Below are 21,726 nucleotides of genomic sequence, written 5' to 3' on the forward strand. Positions count from 1 at the left end.
TCGCATCCCTCCAATGCCAAAAACAAAACGACGGTGCGCCGAAAACCGCACCGCCGCAATACCGTCATGATACCGACGTGTTACAGACAGGCAAATTCGCCCGTCGGATTACTCCGTGACGGTCAGCCCCAAAAGCCGCCAGGCCTGCATTCCGCCGCGATAGTAAAACAGCTTTTCTGCCGGAAACCCTGCCGCGATCATCCGGCGCGCCGCAGTGGGCGACTGGCCGCACCAGTTGCCGTTGCAATACAGCGCAACCTTCTTGGCCTCGTCACAGAGGAACCCGTCGAAATCGATCTCGCAACCCAGTTCGTCCAGCCGGTCTGCGGCTTCGGTATAGGGGATGTTGATGGCGCCGGGGATCGCGCCACTTTCATAGTTGGGCACCACCCGACTATCGACAACAATGGCCTCGGGATCTTGCAGCATTTCAAGGATTTCCAACTCGCCAATCGGTGTCACGCCCGGCGCGGGAACCATCGGCTGAACACAGAAGTTCGGACAGGGCCGCGAGGTTCGCGCCCAGTCACCGCCAATCACGTTCGACGTGTCCTGCACCCGTTGAATCTCAACAGTTCCTTCTTCGGTCTGCACCTCAACCCAAGGAACATCCGGCGTGATGGAAACCTCGTTCGCCCAGGCCGGCATTGCGCTGAAGACCAACGCGGAAACAACTTTCAATAAGCGCATTTTTTCTCCCAAATACTGCGCGTCGCGGCGCTAGTTTATGTCGCCGAATTGACCAATCACATCGGCGATTGGCGCAAAGTACTTTGCTTCGCTCGGGCTTACGTCGCGCAACAGGGTCTCTGCCCGCGCCACGTTCTGGCGAAACACTTTGCGTGCTTGCGGCATCGCCTCTTGCGTCACGGCCTTCATGCGAAATCCCCCTTCCCGCAGCCGCCCCACCGAAGTATCGGTATTGGCACGTACGAATTGGTAGAGATTCCTGCTGACACGCGTCAGGGCGACCTCGGCTTCCCAGTAACCCGCATTATGCGAAAGCACCTTTGCGCCGGCCCGGTAGGACTGCTGAAAACAATCAACCTTGTAGGCAGGCGCCACCTTCGAACAGGTCTCGAACCCCTCCTTCAGGATACTGACAACCTTTAATGTCTGGGATTGAGACAAGCCGACCCCGCCGCTGTCCTGCGCCCGGGCAGCAACACTCCCGAGACACAAGACAACCAGACACACTATACCGATCAAACCTCTCATGGATCAGGCTCAGCGCATCACGTGCACGGCACACTGTGCATGACGCACAACCCGGGCCGCCGTCGAGCCAAGTAGATAGTCGCTCAGCCCCGGCCGGTGAGAGGCCATGACGATGCAGTCCACACCATGCTCTTCCGCATATTCGAGGATCGTCCGCCCGGAATGCCCTGACACAACGGCCACTTCGACGCCGGTGCCTTGCAGGTCTTCCGACAGCCCATCGGACATTTCGGAAACATTGTGCTCGATCTGGCCCTCGGGCAACTGCTGCACGATATAGTCCGGGATCGCCTCAAGAACGGTCAGGGCCGTGATACGCGCCCCTTCATCCGCCAGAAGCTTGGCAATCTTCACCACTTCTGCAGTGCGCGGATCATGGTCCGCGGCAATCGGTACAAGGATGTTCTTATACATGTCGTTTCTCCAGCTTTTCGACGTCAGCGCACAACGTGAACGGCACAGCGCGCGTGGCGAACAACGCGTGCGGCGGTGCTACCCAACAGATAGTCCTGCATCCCGGGCCGATGCGATGCAATCACGATCAGATTGACATCGTGTTCGTCGGCCCAATCAACAATAGTGCGTCCAGAATGGCCTTCAACCACAACGCCCTCGACATCGGCATCCGCATCGCGGGCCAAATCTTCAAGCGATTGCACGATGGCACCACGTGCCTTTTCGTGAAAGCCTTCGGGGACATAGTTGATTGCATAGGCCGGCAATTGGTCCATCACGTGGATCATGGTGATCTTGCCACCATCATCCAACAGCTTGACGGCAACCGCGACCGAGGCTGCGACGTTTCTATCGTCGTCAAAGGACACGGGAACAAGAATATGTTTGTACATTGCGCCACTCCTTCCGAGTGTCCCAAGCCTAGGGCGAACCCACATCAGTCGCCTTGATTCAGGTCAGACCCGTTTTGCAACCTCAGTCAAAGGCCTCGGCAACATCATACATCACCGGCTCGAAGCTGCGGCACAGCTGGTTGATCTTGCGGTTCCGCTCGCGCATCTCGTCGCTGCGCAGCATCGCCTGAAAGTCCTCGCGCCTCTCCCATTGCGAGTAATTGGCAATCCGCGTCTGCGCATCGTTCACGTGCAACCCCGCCGCAATGAAACCGGGTTGCTTGGAGATAAAAGTCTCATAGGCATCGGTCAGGGCGTCCATAAGATCCTGGCAGGTTCCCGGCGTCATTTCGAACGTCGTGATGACTGTTTGATGGCTCGCATTCTTGGAAATCTTGGGCATGGGCTCCTCCTCTAAGTTCAGCTTAGACCAGCCCTGGCAAATCTGGCTAGGAGTTTTTGGCACCGGAAACATGTGGTTAACCGATAATTTACCTTCCTTCCCAAATGCTTGAACGGAGGGTGCCATGATCCGAACGCTGCTATTTCTCCTGTTTGCCGCAACACCCGCCCTGTCCGGGCCGTGGATGCGTGACCAGGGGCGCGGCTTTGCATCCTTCGCAACGGAAAGCCCCATAACACCCGGTTCCGCCAGCTACAGTTCGCTCTACATCGAGTATGGCCTGCGGCCTCGGCTGACCCTCGGTTTCGACGGCGGCAGCGATTTCACCGGATCGGGAAGTGCGCTCCTCTTCGCCCGTACCCCCCTATGGAACGGAAAACACAGCCGCCTGTCTGCCGACCTCGCTCTGGGCGCAGAATGGTATCCGGGGTTCCAAAGCCCCGTGATCCGCCCCGGCCTGTCATGGGGACGCAACTACCTCTTGCGCGACAAATCAGGCTGGATGGCGCTGGATGCCACGTGGTCTTGGCGCCCCAAGGACGACACCCACCGCCCCAAGCTCGAAGCCACCCTCGGCCTTACCGTCACTGCCCGTAGCAAGGTCATGCTGCAATCCACCTGGGAACAGGGCAACGGCACACGCAGCCTGTCGCTCACCCCGACCCACGTCTACCGCTTCGGCAAAAACAGCTTCCTCACAACCGCCGTCGTTCTCCACCAATCGCCGCGCCCATCCGCCTTCAAATTCGGGGTTTGGTACACATTCTGACACTGGCGTTTCCGTGAATTGAATTTGCCCCCTTCCTTTGGCATACTTCGTTCAAAGGTTCTGATCTTCGGGACATCGTGAAAACACGAGGCCGGAGATCGCTAGTCGAGGCAGACAACATGAAACGTATCCTGTGCGCGGCACTGCTGGCCGCATTTGTAGTTCCCGCCATGCCCGAACCGGTCGAGGCCGGCGTCATTTCACGCGCCTGCAACAAGTCCGACCGCAAGGCCGCCTCGCGCCGCATGTGCCGCTGCATGCAGCAGGTCGCCGATCAAAGCTTGTCGCGCAACGATCAAAAACTCGCCGCGACCTTCTTCAAAGACCCCCACAAGGCACAGGAAATCCGCCAGTCCGACCGCCGCAGCCACGAACGGTTCTGGCTGCGCTACAAGGACTTCGGCAGCGTCTTCGCCGCCAGCTGCGGGCATCTGAACTAACCCGCACTTTTCAACCACCTTAAACTAACCATCCTCCCTTTCACCTCCTGTGAAAGGGCAATCTATTTATTTACCGCCATTTTCGAAGCGTGTAGCGTGCCATCCGAACGCCCGTAGTTTCACAAAATCGGAATCCGGAGAAACAGGACATGCTCGCCAAAGGTGTGACATTGCGCGGCCTCGAAGTCTTCGAGGCCCTTGCCCACAGCGGCTCGGTCGCCCAGGCCGCCGAAGCAACCGGCCTGTCGCAACCCGCCGTGAGCCAGCAAATCAAGAACCTAGAGGCCGCCCTTGGCGCAGACCTCGTGGATCATGGCAAACGCCCAATGCGCCTGACCCCAGCCGGGCGCAGCTTCCTGGCCCGCACCACCTCGGTTCTGTCCGAACTGCGTCTGGCCCAGTCCGAGTTGTCAGTGATGGACCTGTCCCATCTCACCACGCTCAACATGGGAATCATCGACGACTTCGACAACGACCTCACGCCGCGCCTCGTGACCGTTCTGGCCGAAAGCCTCACCAACTGCCGCTTCAAGCTGATCACGGCCGCCAGCCATGAAATCACCCAGGCCATGAAATCCCGCGACCTGCACCTTGGGGTTTCGGCCAGTACCGGCGAAGTTCTGAGTGGGGTTACCGAATACCCGTTGGCCCGCGATCCCTTCATCATCGTCGCCCCGCGCGGCCAATTGCCGACAGGCGGTGTCACGCTTGATCATCTCAACAGCCTGCCCTTCGTGCGCTACGAACGCGAACAGCTGATTTCACGCATGGTCGATGCCCACCTGTCGCGCGAACGGCTCGACTTTCCGGATCGTTTCGAAATCGGCAGCCACCTTGCCCTGATGGCCCTCGTGGCGCGCGGCATCGGCTGGACCATCACCACCCCGCTTGGCTACATGCGCGCCACCCGGTTCCACGAACAGGTCGAGGCGCACCCCCTGCCCTTTGCGCCGTTCCACCGCAATATTTCGCTGTTTGCCAGCAGCGACTGGGCCGACCGTGTCCCCCGCGACGTCAGCCAGACCATGCGCCGCCTGATCCAGACCCACATCATCGAACCGGGTTTGAAAAACCTGCCATGGCTGGAAGGCGAACTGCGCCTGATCGACGGCTAAGTCACGTCCCAAAAGTTCGGAAAGGAACTGCCCGGCGGCAACGCCGGGCTGCGCCTGCCTGCCCCCCGGCAGGCGCATTCGCGCCCGCCCAGGCAGTCGCTGCCCTCGCTATTCCATGGAAACATCGGAAAAACGGCGCCCTAGATCGCCGCCTTCAACCCGCGTGCGCAGTCTTCGATCAGGTCCAGCACCCCGTCAAAGTCGCGGGTGTAATAGGGGTCGGGCACCTCGTCCACACCGCGCTCCGGCGCATAGTCGGTAAACAGGCGGATCGGCGTCTCGTTCCCCGCAGGGCGCAGCCGCTCCATATTGGCGATGTTCGAAGCATCCATCCCGATGATCAGGTCAAACCGGCCAAAATCCGCAGAGGTAAACAGGCGCGACCGCAGATCGCTGATGTCATAGCCCCGCCCCTTGGCGGCCACCTGCATCGGCCTATAGGGCGGCTCTCCAGCATGCCAGTCGCTGGTCCCCGCGCTGTCGGTTTCAACGTCGCTCATGCCCCGGAACACCCCTTCGGCAGCGGGCGAGCGACAGATATTGCCAAGACAGACAAACAGAACCTTCACGCCACGCCCCCGTGTGCGGCAACCGCCGCCTTCATACCTTCCAGAACCATGTCCGTGTCATCGGCCCGCATCACCGGCACGCCCTGCCCGGCCAAACCGCTAGCCAGCGCCTCGGCAGCGCGCCCTTCACCGATCACCACGACCTGCTGACCAAGCCAATAGGGCTTGGCCGCAGCCAGTTCCGCCCCAAGCAAAGCCCCCCAGAGCGTGCCCGCATCGCCCGCCCGTGCGACATAGGCCGCAAGCCGTTCCGGCCGCGCCATCGCATCGGCCATCGCCTCGCGCAGCTTGATATCATCCCACATCTCGGACACGTCGATCGCCGCCGCCAGCCGCGCGGTTAGGAAACGTTGGAAGGAAATCACCTCACCGGCGCTGATATGCGCCCAGACCGTGCTTTCGCCAACGATGCACAGGACACCGTCCCAGCGATCATCCCGCGCCGCGAACCCGGCGATACGTGCCTCGGCCCCGTCGCTGGGCTGGCCTTCCCACTCCAACGCGGGAAACAGGAACCCGCCCCCCGCACCGGGCACCAATCCTTCGGGGATTGCCTTGCAGGGCACCGCGCGACGCGGGGCGCCATCGCCGCCCACCATCACAACCGTTCCCATCGCATCTTCCACCGGGGCGCCTTCTGGCATGGCCCACATGCGCACGTTGCGCCCGCGCTTTTCTGCCGCGATCCATTCCGCCATGAAAAACTCCTTTTCCTTGGTGTTGCGGATGCAGACAGCGACGTCAACACCTCTTGCCGCCTGACGCCCCCTCGGACACCATAGCGACAAGCCTAACACTTATGGGAACGTCCAATGAGTCACGACAAGATCGTCATCCTGACCGGCGCCGGAATTTCCGCCGAAAGCGGCCTCGGAACCTTCCGCGACGAAGGCGGCCTCTGGGCACAGCACCGCATCGAAGACGTCGCCACGCCGGAAGGGTTCCATCGCAACCCCGACCTCGTGCACGCCTTCTACAACGCCCGCCGCCAGCAGGCCGCCACCGCCACGCCCAATGCCGCCCACGAAGCATTGGCCCGTCTGGAACGCGACCACCCCGGCGAAGTGCTGATCGTCACACAGAACGTCGACGGGCTGCATGAAAAGGCCGGCTCAAGGAACGTCCTGCACATGCACGGCATCCTCGCCGGCGCCCTCTGCGCCGCCTGCGATCACCGCTGGCCGGCCCCCGGCGAAATGCACAAGACCAACACCTGCCCCGAATGCGGTGCCCCGGCCACGCGCCCCGACATCGTCTGGTTCGGCGAGATGCCCTATCACATGGATGACATCTGGCAGCACCTCGCCACGGCGGACACCTTCGTCGCAATCGGCACCTCGGGCGAAGTCTATCCGGCCGCCGCCTTCGTACAGGAGGCCGCGATCAACGGGGCGCACACCATCGAACTCAACCTCGAACCCTCGTCACGGGTGTCGGACTTTGCCGAAACCTGTTTTGGTCCGGCCACCCAGATCGTGCCGCGCTGGGTGGATCAGGAACTGTCCCGCTAAACACGAAAAGGCCGGACGCGCCCGCCCGGCCTTTCCAGATACACTGTGCAACAGGATCAGTTGGTCTGCTTGTTCATGTTGCCGTGGTCATGTTTCATCATCTTCATGCCGTGCTTCGGCTTGCGCTCGAGATCGACCGGGATTTCAACAACCACTTCACCGGCCTTTTCGAACACGAGGGTCACGCTCACGACGTCGCCATGCTCAAGCGGCTGGTTCAGGCCCATGAACATCACGTGGTCACCGCCACGTTGCAGCATATGCGCGCCATGTGCCGGAATGGCAAAACCCTCTTCGACATGCAGCATCTGCATCACGCCATCGGCGTTTTCCTTGTGGGTGTGCAGTTCAACACGTTTGGCCACGTCCGAACGGGCCTCAATAAGCTGGTCGTCGGCATCACCGTGGTTCATGATTTCCATGAACGCCGCGCCCGACTTCGACATCTTCGCCGAAACACGCGCATAGGGATCTTTGACCATGATGCCTTCGGCAAGGGCAGGTGCGGCAATGGCAAGAGCGGCCACGGTGGCCATGGCAAGGGATTTGAAGGACATAACGTCTCTCCTGTCTTCTAGTAGATTTCAGTAAGTTTTCTGGGGGAGTGCGTTTGGAAAATGGCCCGAAACGGGCTCAGCCAAACATCGGTGGGGCACGCGCCGACGCATCTACCGGTCGAATCACCCGGAAGGTCACGTCCTTGGCTGCTCCAATCCTCCGCCCTCGGCTTTCCACGGGAACTGCCAGCGCAGGGACAGGCGCAACGGCATCCAAAAGGGAAAGGCTGAACTCCGGACAGATATGAGCCGGACCCGTCGGATTGCCCTCGGCATCCATGGGCACCATCACCGGTCCAGTCCCGGTGCAGAGTTCCATGTAGCCGGACGCAGTGGGCATCCCGCGCGCAATCGCCATGCTGTGGCCGGTCATCACCAGCACAGATACCAGCAGAATCGCGATGTAAGCACGCAAACGGATCATGCCGCAGATATAGGCACTCCAGCGCGGGAATGTATAGCGACAAAACGAAACAGCCCCGCCTGATCATACTCAGGCGGGGCCGTCTTCACTGTCCGATTATCAAGAACTTAGGCGTTTGCGGCCTGAGCTTTTGCAATCTCTTTTTTGATTTTCAGCGCGTTTGCCGAAAGTTCTGCATCCTTGGCTTTTGCCAGGAACGCGTCCAGACCACCGCGGTGGTCAACCGAACGCAGAGCCGAAGCCGAGATGCGCAGCTTCACGCCACGGCCCAGAGCTTCAGATTGCAGGGTCACGTCGTTCAGGTTGGGCAGGAAACGACGCTTGGTTTTGTTGTTGGCGTGGCTGACATTGTTGCCAGTCATCGGGCCTTTTCCGGTCAGTTCGCAACGGCGCGACATGGGTACATCCTCGTTTTACGGTCCACGGGGAACGTACCCCGTCAAAGGAAATGGGCGCCGCCAAGCGCAGCGCCCGGAATTTTGTTCGGCGTCATTAGGCCGTATTCGGTGTGCCGTCAAGTGATTCAGGACAATGAATCTTCAAGCACAGGCCCATGTACCTATTGAAGGGCCGCCCGTCCACCACTCTCAAGGGGTTTCCCGTCCCATTTCGCCATGTTTCGCAGCAGCAAAGGCCGAAAGCGCCGCATGTCCGCGCTTTTCCGCATTCTCCGACAGGTGTCGCCAATAGGTGGGTGATTCCCTGCGCCCCGCCCTGTGCATTGCGACGATGTCCTCAGGATCGACCTGTCCGGACAGCAACAGCCCCTGAACCCGGCTGAAACCACCACTCTCGCCCAGAACCCGCGTCGCCGGATGCCCGCCACAGCCAAGCCGGCAAAGTCGCAGCTTCGGAAAGGCCTTCAGGATCATCTGCGCATTGTAGATATCAAGCGGCCGGAACGGATCGGCCAGCACCACGCCCCGCATCCCCCGCCGCGCCCGCGAGGCCACATCGCCCAGCACCGGATCAAAGTCATCCGCGCTGTCTCGGTACCGCCGGTCCTTGGGCACCACCTTGGGCGCAATCGAGAACTGCGGCGAGATCAGGATGCAATGCTGAACGCCCAGCGCCTTGGAAAAGCGCAGCGCCCCGAAACCGCCCATCGAGAACCCGGTCGCCACAACCCGCCGGTACGGATCGGCGATCTCGGCAATCCGCGCCTCGAAGGCCTCTGTCTCGTCGTTGACATACCAGTCATTCACCCGCGCTTGCAGATGCAGGTGCGCATATCCGCGTTTCACAAAGCGCTGTACGGGTGTGCTCTCGGAAAACACGCCGTCCTCGGCCACCCGCTGGCGAAACGTTACAATCAGCTTCTTGGCGTCCGCGTTGAACAGGGTCGCCCGCAGGCGATCCCCGTCAAACAGGATGCGCCCCTCTGCCTTCATGAGGCCAGATGCTCCTCCAGCATCCTGCGTGCCGCACGGCTGGGCGTCGCGTCGCCATTCTCGACCTCGATTGCCAGATCGGCCATGGCTTCACGCGCCGGCGATTGCAGCAACTTGGCCAACAGACCCTGCCGCACTTCTTCTTCGAACCAGAACCGCGCCTGCGCCGCACGGCGGGCATCCCAGTGGCCGTTGTCACGTCGCCACCCGCTCAGCGCCTGCATCTCCTCCCAGGCCTTCTCAAGCCCGTCTTCCTCGATTGCCGACACGGTCATGGCTTTCGGGAAATCCGCCGGATCCTGCGGGCGCTTGCGCAACAGACGCAATGCCCCGGCATAATCGGCACAAGTGCGGATCGCGGTTGGTTTCAGATCGCCATCCGCCTTGTTGACAAGGATCACGTCAGCCATCTCCATGATGCCGCGCTTCACCCCCTGCAACTCGTCACCACCCGCCGGTGCCAGCAACAACAGGAACAGGTCCGACATCTCGGCCACAACGGTTTCCGACTGCCCGACCCCGACGGTCTCGATCAGGATCACATCAAAGCCCGCAGCCTCGCACAATGCCACCGCTTCGCGCGTCCGCCGGGCGACGCCGCCAAGGTGCGACTGGCTGGGCGACGGGCGGATAAAGGCGTTCTTGTTGCGCGAAAGCCGCTCCATCCGGGTCTTGTCGCCAAGGATGGATCCCCCCGACCGTGCCGACGAAGGGTCCACCGCCAGAACCGCCACGCGCAGCCCCTTGTCCGTAAGCAGGGTGCCAAAGCTCTCGATAAAGGTCGATTTGCCCACACCCGGCGTACCCGACAGACCAATCCTCAGCGCCTGCTTGCCGCTGCCGCGCAACTGCTCAAGCAATTCGCTGGCCTGCGCCCGGTGATCCTCGCGCCCACTTTCCACCAAGGTAATCGCCCGCGCCAAGGCCCGGCGATCCTGTTTAAGAATCTTGTCACGCAGCTGTGCGATGTCCATTACGGTTCCCGTGTCCTCCGGCGCGTCACGCGCCCCTTTTCATGCTGATCGTTTACATGCCTTGTTCCAAGTTTGCTTGTCTACCCAATTCCCGCCACCCAAGCGCAGCGCTTCGATGCGCCGCACTGGTTTTGGGCCTCGCCACCCCGGCCCTCGCCGAAGAGACCCAGAACTGGAGCGCCCATGCCTTTGGCATCAAGGTCGGTGAACTTGGCGTCCATATGCAGGAAGACACCGGCACCTACACCGGCAACGCCACGTTCAAGACCACCGGCCTGGCTGGCGTTCTGGCCCGCATCCGCTTTGACATCACGACCAGCGGCACGCGGGAACAGTCGGCCTATACCCCCCGCACCTATTCAGGCGACATCGATACCGGCCGCCGCCTGTCGCGCACCGTTGTAGACTTCTCTCGCCCTCTCCCCCGCAAAACCGAAGGCGATCAGACACCGGCAAGCCCCATCCCCGATAAGGCCCTGAAGGGCGCCATCGACCCGCTGACGATGCTCTGGCTCACTTTGAAGGATCGCCCCGCCGAAACCCTCTGCACGCTGAAACAGCGCCAGTTCGACGGCACGCGCCTTGTCGAAATCACCCTGACAACCCGCGAAACGCGCAGTTCCCGCGTCATCTGTTCCGGCACCTATCACCGCCTCGGCGGCTACAGCGCCGAAGAGCTCAAGGAAATGCCCATCACCCCGCTCTCGGTGATCTACGAACCCCACGGTGCCCTCTGGCGGCCAACCAAGCTCAAACTGCGCAGCCGTCACGGCCCGGCAACCCTTGTGCGGCGGGACTAGACGTCTCCGCGCCGGTGCCGGATAAGGGCTTCATGACGACCCTACCCATCCACGACGCCATCACCCCCCTGATCACGGCCCTCACCGATCGGGGACGTGCCGTTCTGCAAGCGCCCCCCGGCGCAGGCAAAACCACCGTCGTGCCGCTTGCCCTGCGCGATGCGGGTCTGACCTCGGGCAAGATCCTGATGCTCGAACCCCGCCGCCTCGCCGCCCGCGCCGCCGCCGAACGCATGGCGCAAACCCTTGGTGAGAAACCCGGTGAAACCGTCGGCTACCGCGTGCGCGGCGAAAGCAAGATCAGCGCAAGAACCCGGATCGAGGTTGTCACCGAAGGCATCCTCACCCGCATGATCCAGTCAGACGCCGAACTCTCGGGCATCGGCGCGGTGATCTTCGACGAATTCCACGAACGATCCCTCAACGCCGATCTTGGCCTCGCCCTCTGCCTCGAGATCGCCGAGGCGCTGCGCGATGACCTCATCCTGCTGGCCATGTCGGCAACGCTTGATGCCGAACCCGTGGCAAAGCTGATGGGCGACGTGCCGGTCATCACCTCCGAGGGCCGCGCCTATCCGGTCGAAACCCGCTGGCTCGAGACCCCAACCCCGAAAACCATGCGCCTAGAGGAGGCCACGGCCCGCCTGATCACACGGGCGATCGACGAAACCCAGGGCGGCGTGCTTGTCTTCCTGCCCGGCGAAGGTGAAATCCGCCGTACCCAGTCGCTTCTGAACCTGCCCGCCGATTGCCATGTGCGCCCGTTGTTTGGCGCGATGCCGTTCAAGGACCAGCAGGCCGCCATCAAACCTTCGGAAACAGGCCGCAAGGTGGTGCTCGCGACCTCCATCGCCGAAACCTCGCTGACCATTCAGGACATACGCGTTGTCGTCGACGCAGGCCGCGCCCGCCGCGCGCGCTTTGATCCCGGCTCGGGCATGTCCCGCCTTGTCACCGAACGCGTCACCCGCGCCGAGGCCACCCAGCGACAGGGCCGCGCCGGTCGCGTTGCCGAAGGCACCTGCTACCGCCTCTGGACCAAAGGCGAAGAAGGCGCGCTCCTGCCCTTCCCCCCTGCCGAGATCGACGCCGCCGACCTGACGGGTCTCGCCCTCGAACTGGCGCTCTGGGGCGCGCAGCCCAAAGACCTCGCCTTTCTGACCCAGCCAAACCCCGGCACCTATGCCGAGGCCCAGACCGTCCTGCGCATGTTGGGGGCAATGGACACCCAGAACCGCATCACCGAACACGGCCGCGCCCTTGCGGCCATCCCGCTGCATCCCCGTCTGGCGCACATGTTGGCCGTCGCTGGGCCGCAGGCCGCGCCCCTCACCGCCCTCCTTGCCGCCCGCGATCCCCTGGGCCGTGGTGCGCCGGTAGACCTCTCCCTGCGCCTTGAAGCCCTCCACGATCTCAAGGCCTTCACCGACCGCCGCCCCTATCAGGTCAACCGCGCCGCCCTGCACGGTATCCGCGACGAGGCGAAACGCCTTGCAAGGACAGCCAAGACCAAGGACACCGCGCCCCTCAACGCTGCCGAAATGGCCGCCCTCGCCTATCCCGACCGCATTGGCCTGCACCGCAAGGGCGACGCCCCGCGCTTTATCCTCTCGGGCGGCAAAGGCGCCATCCTAGACGAGGGCGACCCGCTGGCAAGCACCCGCCTCATCGTGGTCACCGACACTGACGGCAATCCCCGCGAAGCCCGCATCCGACAGGCCATCCCGATCTCCGAGGCGGAAATCCGTGGCCTCTTTGCCGATCAGATCGCATGGCAGGACAACTGCACATGGTCGAAACGCGAGCGCCGCGTCATCGCCCGCCGGCAGGAAATGTTCGGCGCAATCGCCCTTGATGACAGGATCTGGAAAGACGCTCCCGCCGATGCCATCGCCACCGCGATGCTGGAAGGTGTCCGCGATCTCGGCCTGACCCTCTCGGACGCGGCCCGCCGCTTTGTCGCCCGCGTCGACCTGATCCGCGAGGCCGGCCACGATCTGCCCGACATGTCCCCCGAGGCCCTGCTCGAGAGCATAGAAGACTGGCTCCTGCCGCATCTTTCGGGCGTCAAGACCGCTGATCACTGGAAAAAGTTCGACCTCCTCGATCCCCTGCGCGTGCGGCTTGACTGGAACCAGATGCAATTGCTCGATCGGCTGGCTCCCGCCCATTTCACAACGCCGCTCGATCGCAAGATCCCCATCGACTATTCCGGCGAACACCCCGAAATCTCGCTCCGCCTGCAAGAGATGTTCGGACAGGTCACACACCCGATGGTCGGCAACACGCCCCTGCGTGTCACCCTGCTGTCACCTGCCGGACGCCCGGTGCAAACCACGATGGACATCCCCGGTTTCTGGGCCAGTTCCTACGACGACGTGCGCAAGGATATGCGCGGCCGTTACCCGAAACACCCCTGGCCCGAAGACCCGACTCAGGCCGATCCAACCCTGCGTGCAAAACGGCGAAATCGCTGATCCCCAACAAAATAAGGGGATGGGGTTGAAGTTCCGTAAGGACAATGTATATACATTTTCGATACAACGAAAAACATGACCCGAGCAGACACCTTTTTGATCCGATGACTGACGCCTTGAAAAACGCGCTGACCAATGTGGTCGCCCCGATGCTGCGCCGCCCAAAGCGGATGCAGGTGGCGGCCCTTTGCTATCGCGGCGAAGGGGCCGACAAGAAGGTTCTTCTGGTCACAAGCCGCGACACCGGCCGCTGGATCATCCCCAAAGGCTGGCCGATTGACGGCAAGTCGGCCTCCGAGGCCGCCCTTCAGGAAGCTTGGGAAGAAGCCGGCGTCAAGAAAGGCGAGGCCACCTCCGAGGCCCTCGGCACCTATGACTATGACAAGGAACTCAAGACCGGCCTGCCGGTCCGTGTGGAAACCCTCGTCTACCCGATCAAGGTCCAGCGTCTCACCGACAGCTATCCCGAAGCCCACGAACGCAAGCGTAAATGGGTAAGCCCTGATGAGGCCGCCAACATGGTGAACGAACCGGAGCTGAAACAGCTACTGCGCCAATTGTGACACTTTTATGACAATTTTATGACGCTCGGGTTGATTTGCCCGGGTCACTGCCCTACGGCGGCGCCAACTTGCTGCACAAGGGGACGATTCCGTGAGCACACAACCCAACGACGCCGATCACCTGGAAACGCTTGATCGCGACCTCGACCGCTTTTCCCACCTCGAAACCGCAACGCAATATGTCTCGCGCCCGATGGTCGGCCTTGGCATCGCGCTGGTGTTCATCGTTCTCGCGGGCATCACCGCAGGCGTTTTCTTTGGCAACCACCCGTCCAACCTTGTTGTGATCGCCGCCGCCGGTTTCGGCGCCTACATGGCGATCAACATCGGTGCCAACGACGTTGCCAACAACATGGGCCCCGCCGTCGGGGCCAACGCCCTGACAATGGGCGGTGCCATCGTGATTGCCGCCCTGTTCGAAAGCGCGGGCGCGCTGCTTGCGGGTGGTGACGTTGTCTCGACCATCTCCAAGGGCATCATTGATCCCAGCGGCATCGCCGATGCGCAGATCTTCATCTGGGCCATGATGGCCGCGCTGATCTCTTCGGCGCTCTGGGTCAACCTTGCCACCTATGTCGGTGCTCCGGTCTCGACCACCCACTCGGTGGTTGGGGGCGTCATGGGCGCAGGTATCGCCGCTGCCGGTTTCGCCGCCGTGAACTGGCCCACCATGGGCAAGATCGCCGCCTCCTGGGTCATCTCGCCCGTCCTTGGCGGGGCCATCGCCGCCGCCTTCCTTGCCTTCATCAAGGCCAAGATCATCTACCAGGACGACAAGATCGCCGCCGCCCGCCGCTGGGTTCCGGTTCTCGTTGGCATCATGGCCGCGGCCTTCGCCTCGTATCTCGCACTCAAAGGCCTGAAGCGCGTGGTCAAGATCGACCTGCCGACCGCCCTGACCATCGGTCTCGTCGTCGGTGCCATCACCTATGTCATCACCGCGCCGCTGATCCGCAAGCAATCCGAAGGCCTTGAGAACCGCAACAAGTCGCTCAAGGTACTCTTCGGCCTGCCGCTGGTCTTCTCCGCCGCGCTGCTGTCGTTTGCCCACGGCGCCAACGACGTCGCCAACGCGGTTGGCCCGCTGGCCGCCATCGTGCACGCCTCGGAATTTGGCGAACTCGCCAGCAAGGTTGCCATCCCGATGTGGGTCATGGTGATCGGTGCCTTCGGGATCTCCTTCGGCCTGTTCCTGTTCGGCCCCAAGCTGATCCGCATGGTCGGCAGCCAGATCACCAAGCTGAACCCGATGCGCGCCTACTGCGTCGCCCTGTCGGCCGCCATCACCGTTATCGTGGCCTCCTGGCTGGGTCTGCCGGTCTCGTCGACCCACATCGCTGTCGGCGGTGTCTTCGGGGTCGGTTTCTTCCGTGAATGGCACGCCGAACGCCGCCTGCGCAAATCCGCCGCTGCACGTCCCGAGACCAAGCGGATCGCGCCCGAGGAACGCCGCCGCCGCAAGCTGGTGCGTCGCAGCCACTTCATGACCATCGTCGCCGCCTGGGTGATCACCGTTCCGGCCGCAGCGCTCTTGTCAGGCACCATCTTCCTGATCCTGAACGCGGTCATCAACTAAAACAAAATCGGGCCCGTCCTTACCAAGGCGGGCCCGTTTTCCATCCAAGATCCGGTTGGGTCAATCCCACCACGGACCGTGATGTTTGCCCTCTTCACCAACCCGGGCAAACCCGTGCATCCCGAAAAAGTCGCGCTGCCCCTGGATCAGGTTGGCTGTCCCCCGCGCCTGCCGCAGGCTGTCGTACCACGCCAGAGAGGCACTCATCGCAGGCACCGGCAGGCCAGCCGCCACCGCGGCCCCCACCACCCGGCGCAGGGCCGGAACCGTGCGCCCAAGCCGCGACGCCATATCCGGCGCCAGAACCAGCGCGCCATGCGGCAACGATCCCCGCAACGCCTCTGCCAGATCATCCAGCAGGGCCGATCGGATAATGCACCCCTCCCGCCAGATCTCAGCAATCCGCGCAAGGTCCAGCCCCCAGCCAAACTGTTCAGACGCCGCCTGCATCACCGAAAACCCCTGCGCATGGGCAAGGATACGCGCCGCTTCAAACGCCTCTGCCAGCTCGGTTTCGTCCGGCACAATTGCTTCCGACGCGCCCCCCGACAACACGGCTTCCGCCATCTCGCGGGTCTCTTTCATCGAAGACCATCCGCGCGCACCAACGGCCGCTTCGATGGCACTGGCCGACTCGCCCAGCTTGAGCGCCTCGATCACGGTCCAGCGTCCGGTGCCCTTCTGGCCCGCCTGGTCCTCGATCACATCCACCATCGCCTTGCCACTGGCGGGATCCACCGCCGACAAGACCGCCGCCGACGCCTCGATCAGGTAACTGCGCAACGCGCCCGCATTCCAACGCCCGAACATCGCGCCAATCTCTGCCGCGCCCTGCCCTGCACCATCGCGCAACAGGCCGTAAACTTCGGCGATCATCTGCATGTCGGCATATTCGATGCCATTGTGGACGGTCTTGACGAAATGCCCCGCCCCATCCGGCCCGACATGCGCCACACAGGGCGACCCTTCGTACCGCGCCGCAATCGCCTCGGCCATCGGGCGCAGCTGCTGCCAGCTATGGCCGGTGCCGCCCACCATCATCGAAGGCCCGTGCCGCGCGCCGCGTTCGCCGCCGGACACGCCCATGCCGACGAAATGCAGCCCCCTGGCCTGCAACGCCGCCGACCGCCGCCGTGTGTCGTTGAAATCCGCGTTGCCCGCATCAATGATCGTGTCGCCCGCCTCCAAAAGCGGCGCGACCTGTTCGATCATCGCATCCATCGGTGCGCCCGACGGGATCATGAACAACACGACCCTCGGCGACGCCAGCGCCGCAACAAGCTCTGGCAATGTCTCGCAAGGCACAATCCGTTCCGAAAGGGTACCGGCCTCCTTGACGAAATCGCCAATCCACTCGACCTCGCGATTGCTGACCGCGACCCGAAATCCCTGTTCCGCAAGGTTCAGCGCCAAGGCGCTGCCCATGGTGCCCAAACCGAAAACACCAATATCACCGTTACCCATGCAGGGGCCTCCCATCTCACGCACCTGTTGTCGCTAACAACCTGCGCCGGATCGCCCCGATCTGCAAGTGCGGCTCTGCCTACCTGCGCACGGCCCGCGGCGACAGCTTCGGCGATCCCGCCCCACGAAGCTCGGCATCGCGGATCAGTTCCGCAACCCGCGCATTCAAAGGCGCCTCCAGCCCCTCCTGCTCGGCCAATGCCACGATCATGCCCTGCAACTCTGCGATTTCAGTGGTCCGCCCCTGTTCAAGGTCTTCCCACATCGAACTGCGGGCCTTGGGGTCAATCGTCAGCATCGACCGCGCCACGCGGTTGAACAAGGGCGACGGCAACCGCAGGATTTTCGGCAACCAGCGCATCGGCATCCGCGTGTTCATTGGTGGCACAACCTCAATCCCCGCCGCCTCGACCACCTTCAGCGCCTCGGCCATCTGGTCCGCCACGATCCGCCGCCACGCCATCGACCGCAACTGCTCGCGCAGCGGGATCCCCGCCAGCGCGTTGATCGCATTGTTGAGGTTCACCAAGAGCTTGCCCCATTGCACCTCGGTCATCTTGCTGCGCTCGTGAAACGTCAGATCGTTGACACTCAGATGCCAGGCAAGACGCCCCGGCCCCTTCTCGATATAGATGTCCCCGCTGGTGCCCCGGTGGAACCGGCCACCGCCCATGTTGACCACGTTGAACGGCACCATCCCTGCGCGCACATCCCATCCGGGCAGGCTGCGTTTCAACACACCGGCATTGCCCACCCCGTTCTGAAGGCTGATCACCACCGCATCCTTGCGCCCATGTTCGCGGATCAACTGCCCCATCTCGTCCGTGTCCCGGCTTTTCACGGTCACAAGGATGATATCGGCCTGCGCAAGACAGGCGGGATCGGTCTGCAGGCCAAAGCTGTCCGGCGACAGCTCCTCGTCCATGCCGGTAAAATCGGTAAGCATCAGGCCCTGACGCGACAATTCCTCGTGCATCCGCTCGCGCAGCAGCAGGGTCACGCAATGCGCCCCACGCGCCAGCAATCCCCCCACGAAACAGCCCACGCTGCCCGCGCCTGCAACAACGATCTGCGGATAGGCAGACTTGCCCTTTTCCTTGCCAGCCATGTTCTCTCCTGCTTGGCCGCGGCTTTTGCCGCCCAAAGGAAACCATCACACTCGCACAGGATCAAAAACGCGATCCCCAAAAGGTCGCCCCACCCCCTAAATGGCCTTTGGGGCAAATTTGCGACCAGCATGTGCCAACTACACATAAACCCGCCCGATCACGCAAAAGAAAACGCCCCACCGAACCGGCAGGGCGTTTCCAATTAACCTTTCAGGGCAATCACTTGCCCAGGCACCACCGCATAACGGCCTTCTGTGCGTGCAGGCGGTTCTCAGCCTCGTCAAAGATCACCGAATGCGGGCCGTCCATCACGGCGCTGGTGGCCTCTTCGTCACGGTGCGCCGGCAGGCAGTGCATGAACAGCGCGTCCGGCTTGGCGTGGCTCATCAACTCTTCGTTCACCTGGAAGGGGCGCAGCTGATTGTGGCGACGTTCCCGCGCCGACTGCGCGTCATGCATCGAGACCCAGGTATCGGTCACGACAAGGTCAGCACCGGTAACCGCTTCAACCGGATCGCGCACGATCTCGATCTTCGAACCTTTCGAGCGCGCCAGATCCACGAACTCCTGTTCCGGGTCCAGAACCTCGGGGCCGGTAAAGGTCAGGTCAAAGCCGAACTGGCCCGCCGCGTGAATGAACGAGGCACAGACGTTGTTACCGTCACCCGACCAGACCACCTTCTTGCCCTTGATCGGGCCGCGATGCTCTTCATAGGTCAGGATATCGGCCATGATCTGGCAGGGGTGGGTGCGGTCGGTCAGACCGTTGATCACCGGCACATCCGCATACTCTGCCAGTTCAAGCAGAACCTGCTCTTCAAAGGTCCGGATCATGATCAGGTCGACATAGCGGCTCAGAACACGTGCAGTGTCGGCGATGGTCTCACCGTGGCCCAGCTGCATTTCCTTACCCGACAGAACCATCGTCTGCCCGCCCATCTGGCGCACGCCCACGTCAAACGACACGCGGGTCCGGGTCGAGGGTTTTTCGAAGATTAGCGCAACCATGTGATCCTTGAGCGGCTGATCGTCGTCCAGCGCCCCGCGCGGACGGCCGTTGCGCGCATTCTTGATGGTCTTGGCGCTCTCGATCATGCCCCGCAGATCGGCTTCATCGGTCGTATGAATATCCAGGAAATGGTTCATCGTCTCAGTCCTTCTTCGCGGCAACCTGCGCCGCTGCCTTCTCAAGCCGCACAACGGCCTCGGCAATCTCGTCTTCGGAAATGTTCAGCGGCGGCAGCAGGCGCACCACGTTATCGGCGGCGGGAACGGTGGCAACCTCGTTGTCATAGCCTGCAAGCACCACGTCCATGTTCGGCGCATAGCACTTGAGGCCCATCATCAGGCCACTGCCACGCACCTCTTCGAACAGGTCGGGAAAAGAGGCCACCAGACCCTCCAGCTTCTGCCGGAGCAAACCGCTCTTGCGGTTCACATCCGCAAGAAACTCGGGCGCGGCAACCACGTCCATCACCGCATTGCCCACGGCACAGGCCAGCGGGTTGCCTCCATAGGTCGATCCGTGGGTGCCCGCCGTCATGCCGCTGGCCGCTTCTTCAGAGGCCAGAACGGCCCCGAGCGGGAAACCACCGCCAATCCCCTTGGCCACCATCATGATATCCGGCGAGATACCTGCCCATTCATGCGCAAACAGCTTGCCGGTCCGGCCAACACCGCACTGCACCTCATCCAGGATCAGCAGCACGTCGTTTTCCTTGCAGATATGTGAAAGTTCCTGAAGGTCTTCATCCGCCATCGGACGGATGCCGCCTTCGCCCTGAACCGGCTCGACAATCACGGCGGCGGTGTTGCCGTCGATCGCTTCGTTCACCGCGGCCACATCACCCCAGGTCAGCTGCTTGAAGCCCGGCAGCAGCGGGCCAAAGCCCTTGGTCATCTTCTCCGACCCCGCCGCGGCGATACCCGCCGACGACCGGCCGTGGAACGACCCGTCAAAGGCGATGATCTCGACCTTCTCGGGCTGGCCCTTTTCATACCAGTATTTGCGCGCCATCTTCACCGCCAGTTCACAGGCTTCCGTGCCCGAGTTGGTGAAGAAAACGGTATCGGCAAAGCTCTCGGCCACCAGCTTGTCAGCCAGCGCCTGCTGCTGCGGGATCTCGTAGAGGTTCGACACGTGCCAGATGGCATTCGCCTGCTCGGTCAGCGCGTTCACCAGCACCGGGTTGGCATGGCCCAGAACATTCACCGCAATCCCCGCCCCGAGGTCCAGAAAACGTCGGCCGTCCGCCTCGATCATCCAGCTTCCTTCGCCTTTGACAAAGCTCAGAGGCGCACGGTTATAGGTCGGCAAAACAGAAGGGATCATGGTCCTGTCCTTAGATAAGAAGCCCTGTGGTTGCCCCACGCGGGCGGTCAAGTCAACAATGTCGGATTGTGCTGCGCGCTCAAGGCGCATTTTCTGGGAAGTTCCTGCGTTTTTCACACAGCAACGGCAACGCGGCCGGTCTTATCGGCGGCGTTCGGTTCGCAGGCGTCGGAGGCCCTGATATGCGATCTTGTTACCCATGACGCCCCTTTAGCGGGCCGATCCCCTCTTGAGAACCCCCAATCTGCACCTGCGGCATTTCCGCTTGATCCCTGTTGCAATCCCATCCAATGCTCGCCCCATGAGCGAGACCTCGCAAAACCCGGCGCTGGCCGCCCTCCTGACCATCGCGGCCTCGGGCTTTGCGGCGGGCACGACCCTGTTGGCCAAGGCGCTTGGCACCGGGGCGCTCGGCCCCCCGCTTCACGCGCTGCAAATCAGCCACGGGCGGTTTCTCTTTGCGTTCCTTGGCTTTGCCATCGCCGCCCTGATCCTGCGGCCAAGGTTCACCAAACCACATCTCGGCCTGCACATCGGACGTTCCAGCCTCGGCTGGGGTGGTGTCACCTTGATGTTTGCCGCCGCATCCTTTATCCCGCTGGCCGACGCCACAGCCATCAGCTTTCTCAATCCTGTGTTCGGGATGCTGTTCGCGATTCCCTTCCTCGGCGAACGCATCGGACCATGGCGCTGGGGCTCGGCGGCCATCGCGCTTCTCGGCGCGTTGATCCTCATGCGGCCCGGCGCTGGCGCTCTGCAATTCGGGGCACTCATCGCCCTGACAGCCGCCCTCTGCATGGGCGCGGAACTCATTTTCATCAAGCTGCTCTCGGGCCGCGAGAAACCCTTTCAGGTTCTGATCAGCAACAACGCCATCGGCCTTGTCATCGCAACCGTGGCCGTCCTCTTCGTCTGGCAATCGCCCGCCCCGCTTCAATGGCTGGCACTGGCGGGAATCGGTGCGTTGATGGCGATGGCCCAGACCTGTTTCATCAACGCCGTGCGCCTGGCTGACGCGAGCTTTGTCTCGCCATTCTTCTACTGTGCGCTGGCCTTCGCCACCCTCTATGATGCGGTGGTCTTCAGCGTCTGGCCCGACTGGACAAGCTGGTGCGGCGCGGCCCTGATTCTCGCCAGCGCCGCAATCCTTGCATGGCGCGAAACCCGCAACCGCCGCGCCTGAAAC

Annotated in this window: 25 protein-coding genes; 9 read left to right on the forward strand and 16 right to left on the reverse strand. The window is 62.4% G+C overall.

Annotated elements, in window-relative coordinates:
- Nucleotides 1–108: 108 nt before the first annotated feature.
- From ABWV42_RS04815 to ABWV42_RS04835, 5 genes are all read right to left on the reverse strand, one after another.
- Complete coding sequence (locus ABWV42_RS04815) at nucleotides 109–690, reverse strand: rhodanese-like domain-containing protein (RefSeq protein ID WP_353339114.1); 582 nt, start codon at nucleotides 688–690, stop codon at nucleotides 109–111.
- Between the two features lie 30 nt (nucleotides 691–720).
- The gene (locus ABWV42_RS04820; protein ID WP_353339115.1) at nucleotides 721–1,218 is read right to left on the reverse strand and encodes a hypothetical protein; all 498 of its coding nucleotides are present in this window, start codon (nucleotides 1,216–1,218) and stop codon (nucleotides 721–723) included.
- Nucleotides 1,219–1,227: 9 nt separating this feature from the next.
- Nucleotides 1,228–1,632, reverse strand: a complete 405-nt coding sequence (locus ABWV42_RS04825) for a universal stress protein (RefSeq protein WP_353339116.1) — start codon at nucleotides 1,630–1,632, stop codon at nucleotides 1,228–1,230.
- Between the two features lie 23 nt (nucleotides 1,633–1,655).
- The gene (locus ABWV42_RS04830) at nucleotides 1,656–2,066 is read right to left on the reverse strand and encodes a universal stress protein (protein ID WP_255103072.1); all 411 of its coding nucleotides are present in this window, start codon (nucleotides 2,064–2,066) and stop codon (nucleotides 1,656–1,658) included.
- Nucleotides 2,067–2,148: 82 nt separating this feature from the next.
- On the reverse strand, nucleotides 2,149–2,469 hold the full coding sequence (locus tag ABWV42_RS04835; RefSeq protein ID WP_255103074.1) for an antibiotic biosynthesis monooxygenase family protein: 321 nt from the start codon (nucleotides 2,467–2,469) through the stop codon (nucleotides 2,149–2,151).
- 124 nt (nucleotides 2,470–2,593) lie between these two features.
- Between ABWV42_RS04835 and ABWV42_RS04840 the strand changes: the two genes are divergently transcribed.
- The 3 genes from ABWV42_RS04840 (at nucleotide 2,594) to ABWV42_RS04850 (ending at nucleotide 4,793) form a co-directional block, all read left to right on the forward strand.
- Entirely contained in the window at nucleotides 2,594–3,238 is a 645-nt protein-coding gene (locus tag ABWV42_RS04840; protein WP_353339117.1) for a hypothetical protein, read from the forward strand.
- Nucleotides 3,239–3,357: 119 nt separating this feature from the next.
- Nucleotides 3,358–3,678, forward strand: coding sequence for a hypothetical protein (locus tag ABWV42_RS04845; protein WP_255103078.1), 321 nt, complete (start codon nucleotides 3,358–3,360; stop codon nucleotides 3,676–3,678).
- A 149-nt stretch (nucleotides 3,679–3,827) separates the two neighbouring features.
- Complete coding sequence (locus ABWV42_RS04850; RefSeq protein ID WP_353339118.1) at nucleotides 3,828–4,793, forward strand: LysR family transcriptional regulator; 966 nt, start codon at nucleotides 3,828–3,830, stop codon at nucleotides 4,791–4,793.
- 140 nt (nucleotides 4,794–4,933) lie between these two features.
- Here ABWV42_RS04850 and ABWV42_RS04855 read toward each other — a convergent pair whose 3' ends face one another.
- Nucleotides 4,934–5,362 (reverse strand): low molecular weight protein-tyrosine-phosphatase, encoded by a 429-nt coding sequence (locus ABWV42_RS04855; RefSeq protein WP_353339119.1) that lies wholly within the window; start codon nucleotides 5,360–5,362, stop codon nucleotides 4,934–4,936.
- Entirely contained in the window at nucleotides 5,359–6,060 is a 702-nt protein-coding gene (locus tag ABWV42_RS04860) for a 2-dehydro-3-deoxygalactonokinase (protein ID WP_353339120.1), read from the reverse strand. The genes ABWV42_RS04855 and ABWV42_RS04860 overlap by 4 nt, the downstream gene beginning before the upstream one ends.
- Nucleotides 6,061–6,174: 114 nt before the next feature.
- On the opposite strand from ABWV42_RS04860, the gene ABWV42_RS04865 reads away from it, so the two are divergent.
- Nucleotides 6,175–6,873, forward strand: coding sequence for an NAD-dependent deacylase (locus tag ABWV42_RS04865; protein ID WP_353339121.1), 699 nt, complete (start codon nucleotides 6,175–6,177; stop codon nucleotides 6,871–6,873).
- A gap of 56 nt (nucleotides 6,874–6,929) precedes the next feature.
- On the opposite strand, the gene ABWV42_RS04870 is transcribed toward ABWV42_RS04865, so the two are convergent.
- The 5 genes from ABWV42_RS04870 to meaB all read right to left on the reverse strand — a co-directional run bounded on the left by ABWV42_RS04870 (nucleotide 6,930) and on the right by meaB (nucleotide 10,219).
- Nucleotides 6,930–7,430 (reverse strand): copper chaperone PCu(A)C, encoded by a 501-nt coding sequence (locus ABWV42_RS04870; protein WP_353339122.1) that lies wholly within the window; start codon nucleotides 7,428–7,430, stop codon nucleotides 6,930–6,932.
- Nucleotides 7,431–7,506: 76 nt separating this feature from the next.
- Nucleotides 7,507–7,854, reverse strand: coding sequence for a hypothetical protein (locus tag ABWV42_RS04875; protein ID WP_255103090.1), 348 nt, complete (start codon nucleotides 7,852–7,854; stop codon nucleotides 7,507–7,509).
- Between the two features lie 107 nt (nucleotides 7,855–7,961).
- On the reverse strand, nucleotides 7,962–8,252 hold the full coding sequence (rpmB, locus tag ABWV42_RS04880) for a 50S ribosomal protein L28 (protein ID WP_255103092.1): 291 nt from the start codon (nucleotides 8,250–8,252) through the stop codon (nucleotides 7,962–7,964).
- 189 nt (nucleotides 8,253–8,441) lie between these two features.
- Entirely contained in the window at nucleotides 8,442–9,245 is an 804-nt protein-coding gene (locus ABWV42_RS04885) for an alpha/beta hydrolase (RefSeq protein WP_353339123.1), read from the reverse strand.
- Complete coding sequence (meaB, locus tag ABWV42_RS04890; protein ID WP_255103095.1) at nucleotides 9,242–10,219, reverse strand: methylmalonyl Co-A mutase-associated GTPase MeaB; 978 nt, start codon at nucleotides 10,217–10,219, stop codon at nucleotides 9,242–9,244. The genes ABWV42_RS04885 and meaB overlap by 4 nt, the downstream gene beginning before the upstream one ends.
- Nucleotides 10,220–10,260: 41 nt before the next feature.
- Here meaB and ABWV42_RS04895 point away from each other — a divergent pair, with 41 nt between their 5' ends.
- The 4 genes from ABWV42_RS04895 (at nucleotide 10,261) to ABWV42_RS04910 (ending at nucleotide 15,635) form a co-directional block, all read left to right on the forward strand.
- Nucleotides 10,261–11,019: a DUF3108 domain-containing protein gene (locus ABWV42_RS04895; RefSeq protein WP_353339124.1), complete on the forward strand. Its 759-nt coding sequence runs from the start codon at nucleotides 10,261–10,263 to the stop codon at nucleotides 11,017–11,019.
- A gap of 32 nt (nucleotides 11,020–11,051) precedes the next feature.
- Nucleotides 11,052–13,496 carry an ATP-dependent helicase HrpB gene (gene hrpB / locus ABWV42_RS04900; RefSeq protein WP_353339125.1) on the forward strand — a complete coding sequence of 815 codons (2,445 nt, stop codon included), beginning with the start codon at nucleotides 11,052–11,054 and terminating at the stop codon, nucleotides 13,494–13,496.
- Nucleotides 13,497–13,600: 104 nt separating this feature from the next.
- Nucleotides 13,601–14,059 (forward strand): NUDIX hydrolase, encoded by a 459-nt coding sequence (locus ABWV42_RS04905; RefSeq protein ID WP_255103101.1) that lies wholly within the window; start codon nucleotides 13,601–13,603, stop codon nucleotides 14,057–14,059.
- Between the two features lie 91 nt (nucleotides 14,060–14,150).
- Entirely contained in the window at nucleotides 14,151–15,635 is a 1,485-nt protein-coding gene (locus ABWV42_RS04910) for an inorganic phosphate transporter (protein ID WP_353339126.1), read from the forward strand.
- 60 nt (nucleotides 15,636–15,695) lie between these two features.
- Here ABWV42_RS04910 and gnd read toward each other — a convergent pair whose 3' ends face one another.
- The 4 genes from gnd to ABWV42_RS04930 all read right to left on the reverse strand — a co-directional run bounded on the left by gnd (nucleotide 15,696) and on the right by ABWV42_RS04930 (nucleotide 20,540).
- The gene (gene gnd, locus ABWV42_RS04915; protein WP_353339127.1) at nucleotides 15,696–17,099 is read right to left on the reverse strand and encodes an NADP-dependent phosphogluconate dehydrogenase; all 1,404 of its coding nucleotides are present in this window, start codon (nucleotides 17,097–17,099) and stop codon (nucleotides 15,696–15,698) included.
- 79 nt (nucleotides 17,100–17,178) lie between these two features.
- Nucleotides 17,179–18,207: a 2-dehydropantoate 2-reductase gene (locus ABWV42_RS04920; RefSeq protein WP_255103108.1), complete on the reverse strand. Its 1,029-nt coding sequence runs from the start codon at nucleotides 18,205–18,207 to the stop codon at nucleotides 17,179–17,181.
- Between the two features lie 220 nt (nucleotides 18,208–18,427).
- On the reverse strand, nucleotides 18,428–19,354 hold the full coding sequence (gene argF, locus ABWV42_RS04925; protein WP_353339128.1) for an ornithine carbamoyltransferase: 927 nt from the start codon (nucleotides 19,352–19,354) through the stop codon (nucleotides 18,428–18,430).
- A 4-nt stretch (nucleotides 19,355–19,358) separates the two neighbouring features.
- On the reverse strand, nucleotides 19,359–20,540 hold the full coding sequence (locus tag ABWV42_RS04930) for an aspartate aminotransferase family protein (protein WP_353339129.1): 1,182 nt from the start codon (nucleotides 20,538–20,540) through the stop codon (nucleotides 19,359–19,361).
- 301 nt (nucleotides 20,541–20,841) lie between these two features.
- Here ABWV42_RS04930 and ABWV42_RS04935 point away from each other — a divergent pair, with 301 nt between their 5' ends.
- Entirely contained in the window at nucleotides 20,842–21,723 is an 882-nt protein-coding gene (locus tag ABWV42_RS04935; RefSeq protein ID WP_353339130.1) for a DMT family transporter, read from the forward strand.
- The last annotated feature ends 3 nt before the right edge of the window (nucleotides 21,724–21,726 follow it).

It is taken from the genome of Pelagimonas sp. KU-00592-HH (assembly GCF_040369695.1).
In the GTDB taxonomy this organism is placed as follows: domain Bacteria; phylum Pseudomonadota; class Alphaproteobacteria; order Rhodobacterales; family Rhodobacteraceae; genus Shimia.

Bases quoted from the DNA above. Each gene is read 5' to 3' on its own strand.
- argF (WP_353339128.1), bottom strand. From the start codon at position 19,354: ATGAACCATTTCCTGGATATTCATACGACCGATGAAGCCGATCTGCGG.
- rpmB (WP_255103092.1), bottom strand. From the start codon at position 8,252: ATGTCGCGCCGTTGCGAACTGACCGGAAAAGGCCCGATGACTGGCAAC.
- ABWV42_RS04845 (WP_255103078.1), top strand. From the start codon at position 3,358: ATGAAACGTATCCTGTGCGCGGCACTGCTGGCCGCATTTGTAGTTCCC.
- ABWV42_RS04850 (WP_353339118.1), top strand. From the start codon at position 3,828: ATGCTCGCCAAAGGTGTGACATTGCGCGGCCTCGAAGTCTTCGAGGCC.
- ABWV42_RS04930 (WP_353339129.1), bottom strand. From the start codon at position 20,540: ATGATCCCTTCTGTTTTGCCGACCTATAACCGTGCGCCTCTGAGCTTT.
- ABWV42_RS04840 (WP_353339117.1), top strand. From the start codon at position 2,594: ATGATCCGAACGCTGCTATTTCTCCTGTTTGCCGCAACACCCGCCCTG.
- hrpB (WP_353339125.1), top strand. From the start codon at position 11,052: ATGACGACCCTACCCATCCACGACGCCATCACCCCCCTGATCACGGCC.
- ABWV42_RS04835 (WP_255103074.1), bottom strand. From the start codon at position 2,469: ATGCCCAAGATTTCCAAGAATGCGAGCCATCAAACAGTCATCACGACG.
- gnd (WP_353339127.1), bottom strand. From the start codon at position 17,099: ATGGGTAACGGTGATATTGGTGTTTTCGGTTTGGGCACCATGGGCAGC.
- ABWV42_RS04830 (WP_255103072.1), bottom strand. From the start codon at position 2,066: ATGTACAAACATATTCTTGTTCCCGTGTCCTTTGACGACGATAGAAAC.
- ABWV42_RS04870 (WP_353339122.1), bottom strand. From the start codon at position 7,430: ATGTCCTTCAAATCCCTTGCCATGGCCACCGTGGCCGCTCTTGCCATT.
- ABWV42_RS04935 (WP_353339130.1), top strand. From the start codon at position 20,842: ATGAGCGAGACCTCGCAAAACCCGGCGCTGGCCGCCCTCCTGACCATC.
- ABWV42_RS04825 (WP_353339116.1), bottom strand. From the start codon at position 1,632: ATGTATAAGAACATCCTTGTACCGATTGCCGCGGACCATGATCCGCGC.
- ABWV42_RS04860 (WP_353339120.1), bottom strand. From the start codon at position 6,060: ATGGCGGAATGGATCGCGGCAGAAAAGCGCGGGCGCAACGTGCGCATG.
- ABWV42_RS04820 (WP_353339115.1), bottom strand. From the start codon at position 1,218: ATGAGAGGTTTGATCGGTATAGTGTGTCTGGTTGTCTTGTGTCTCGGG.
- ABWV42_RS04895 (WP_353339124.1), top strand. From the start codon at position 10,261: ATGCTGATCGTTTACATGCCTTGTTCCAAGTTTGCTTGTCTACCCAAT.
- ABWV42_RS04905 (WP_255103101.1), top strand. From the start codon at position 13,601: ATGACTGACGCCTTGAAAAACGCGCTGACCAATGTGGTCGCCCCGATG.
- ABWV42_RS04875 (WP_255103090.1), bottom strand. From the start codon at position 7,854: ATGATCCGTTTGCGTGCTTACATCGCGATTCTGCTGGTATCTGTGCTG.
- ABWV42_RS04815 (WP_353339114.1), bottom strand. From the start codon at position 690: ATGCGCTTATTGAAAGTTGTTTCCGCGTTGGTCTTCAGCGCAATGCCG.
- meaB (WP_255103095.1), bottom strand. From the start codon at position 10,219: ATGGACATCGCACAGCTGCGTGACAAGATTCTTAAACAGGATCGCCGG.
- ABWV42_RS04885 (WP_353339123.1), bottom strand. From the start codon at position 9,245: ATGAAGGCAGAGGGGCGCATCCTGTTTGACGGGGATCGCCTGCGGGCG.
- ABWV42_RS04920 (WP_255103108.1), bottom strand. From the start codon at position 18,207: ATGGCTGGCAAGGAAAAGGGCAAGTCTGCCTATCCGCAGATCGTTGTT.
- ABWV42_RS04865 (WP_353339121.1), top strand. From the start codon at position 6,175: ATGAGTCACGACAAGATCGTCATCCTGACCGGCGCCGGAATTTCCGCC.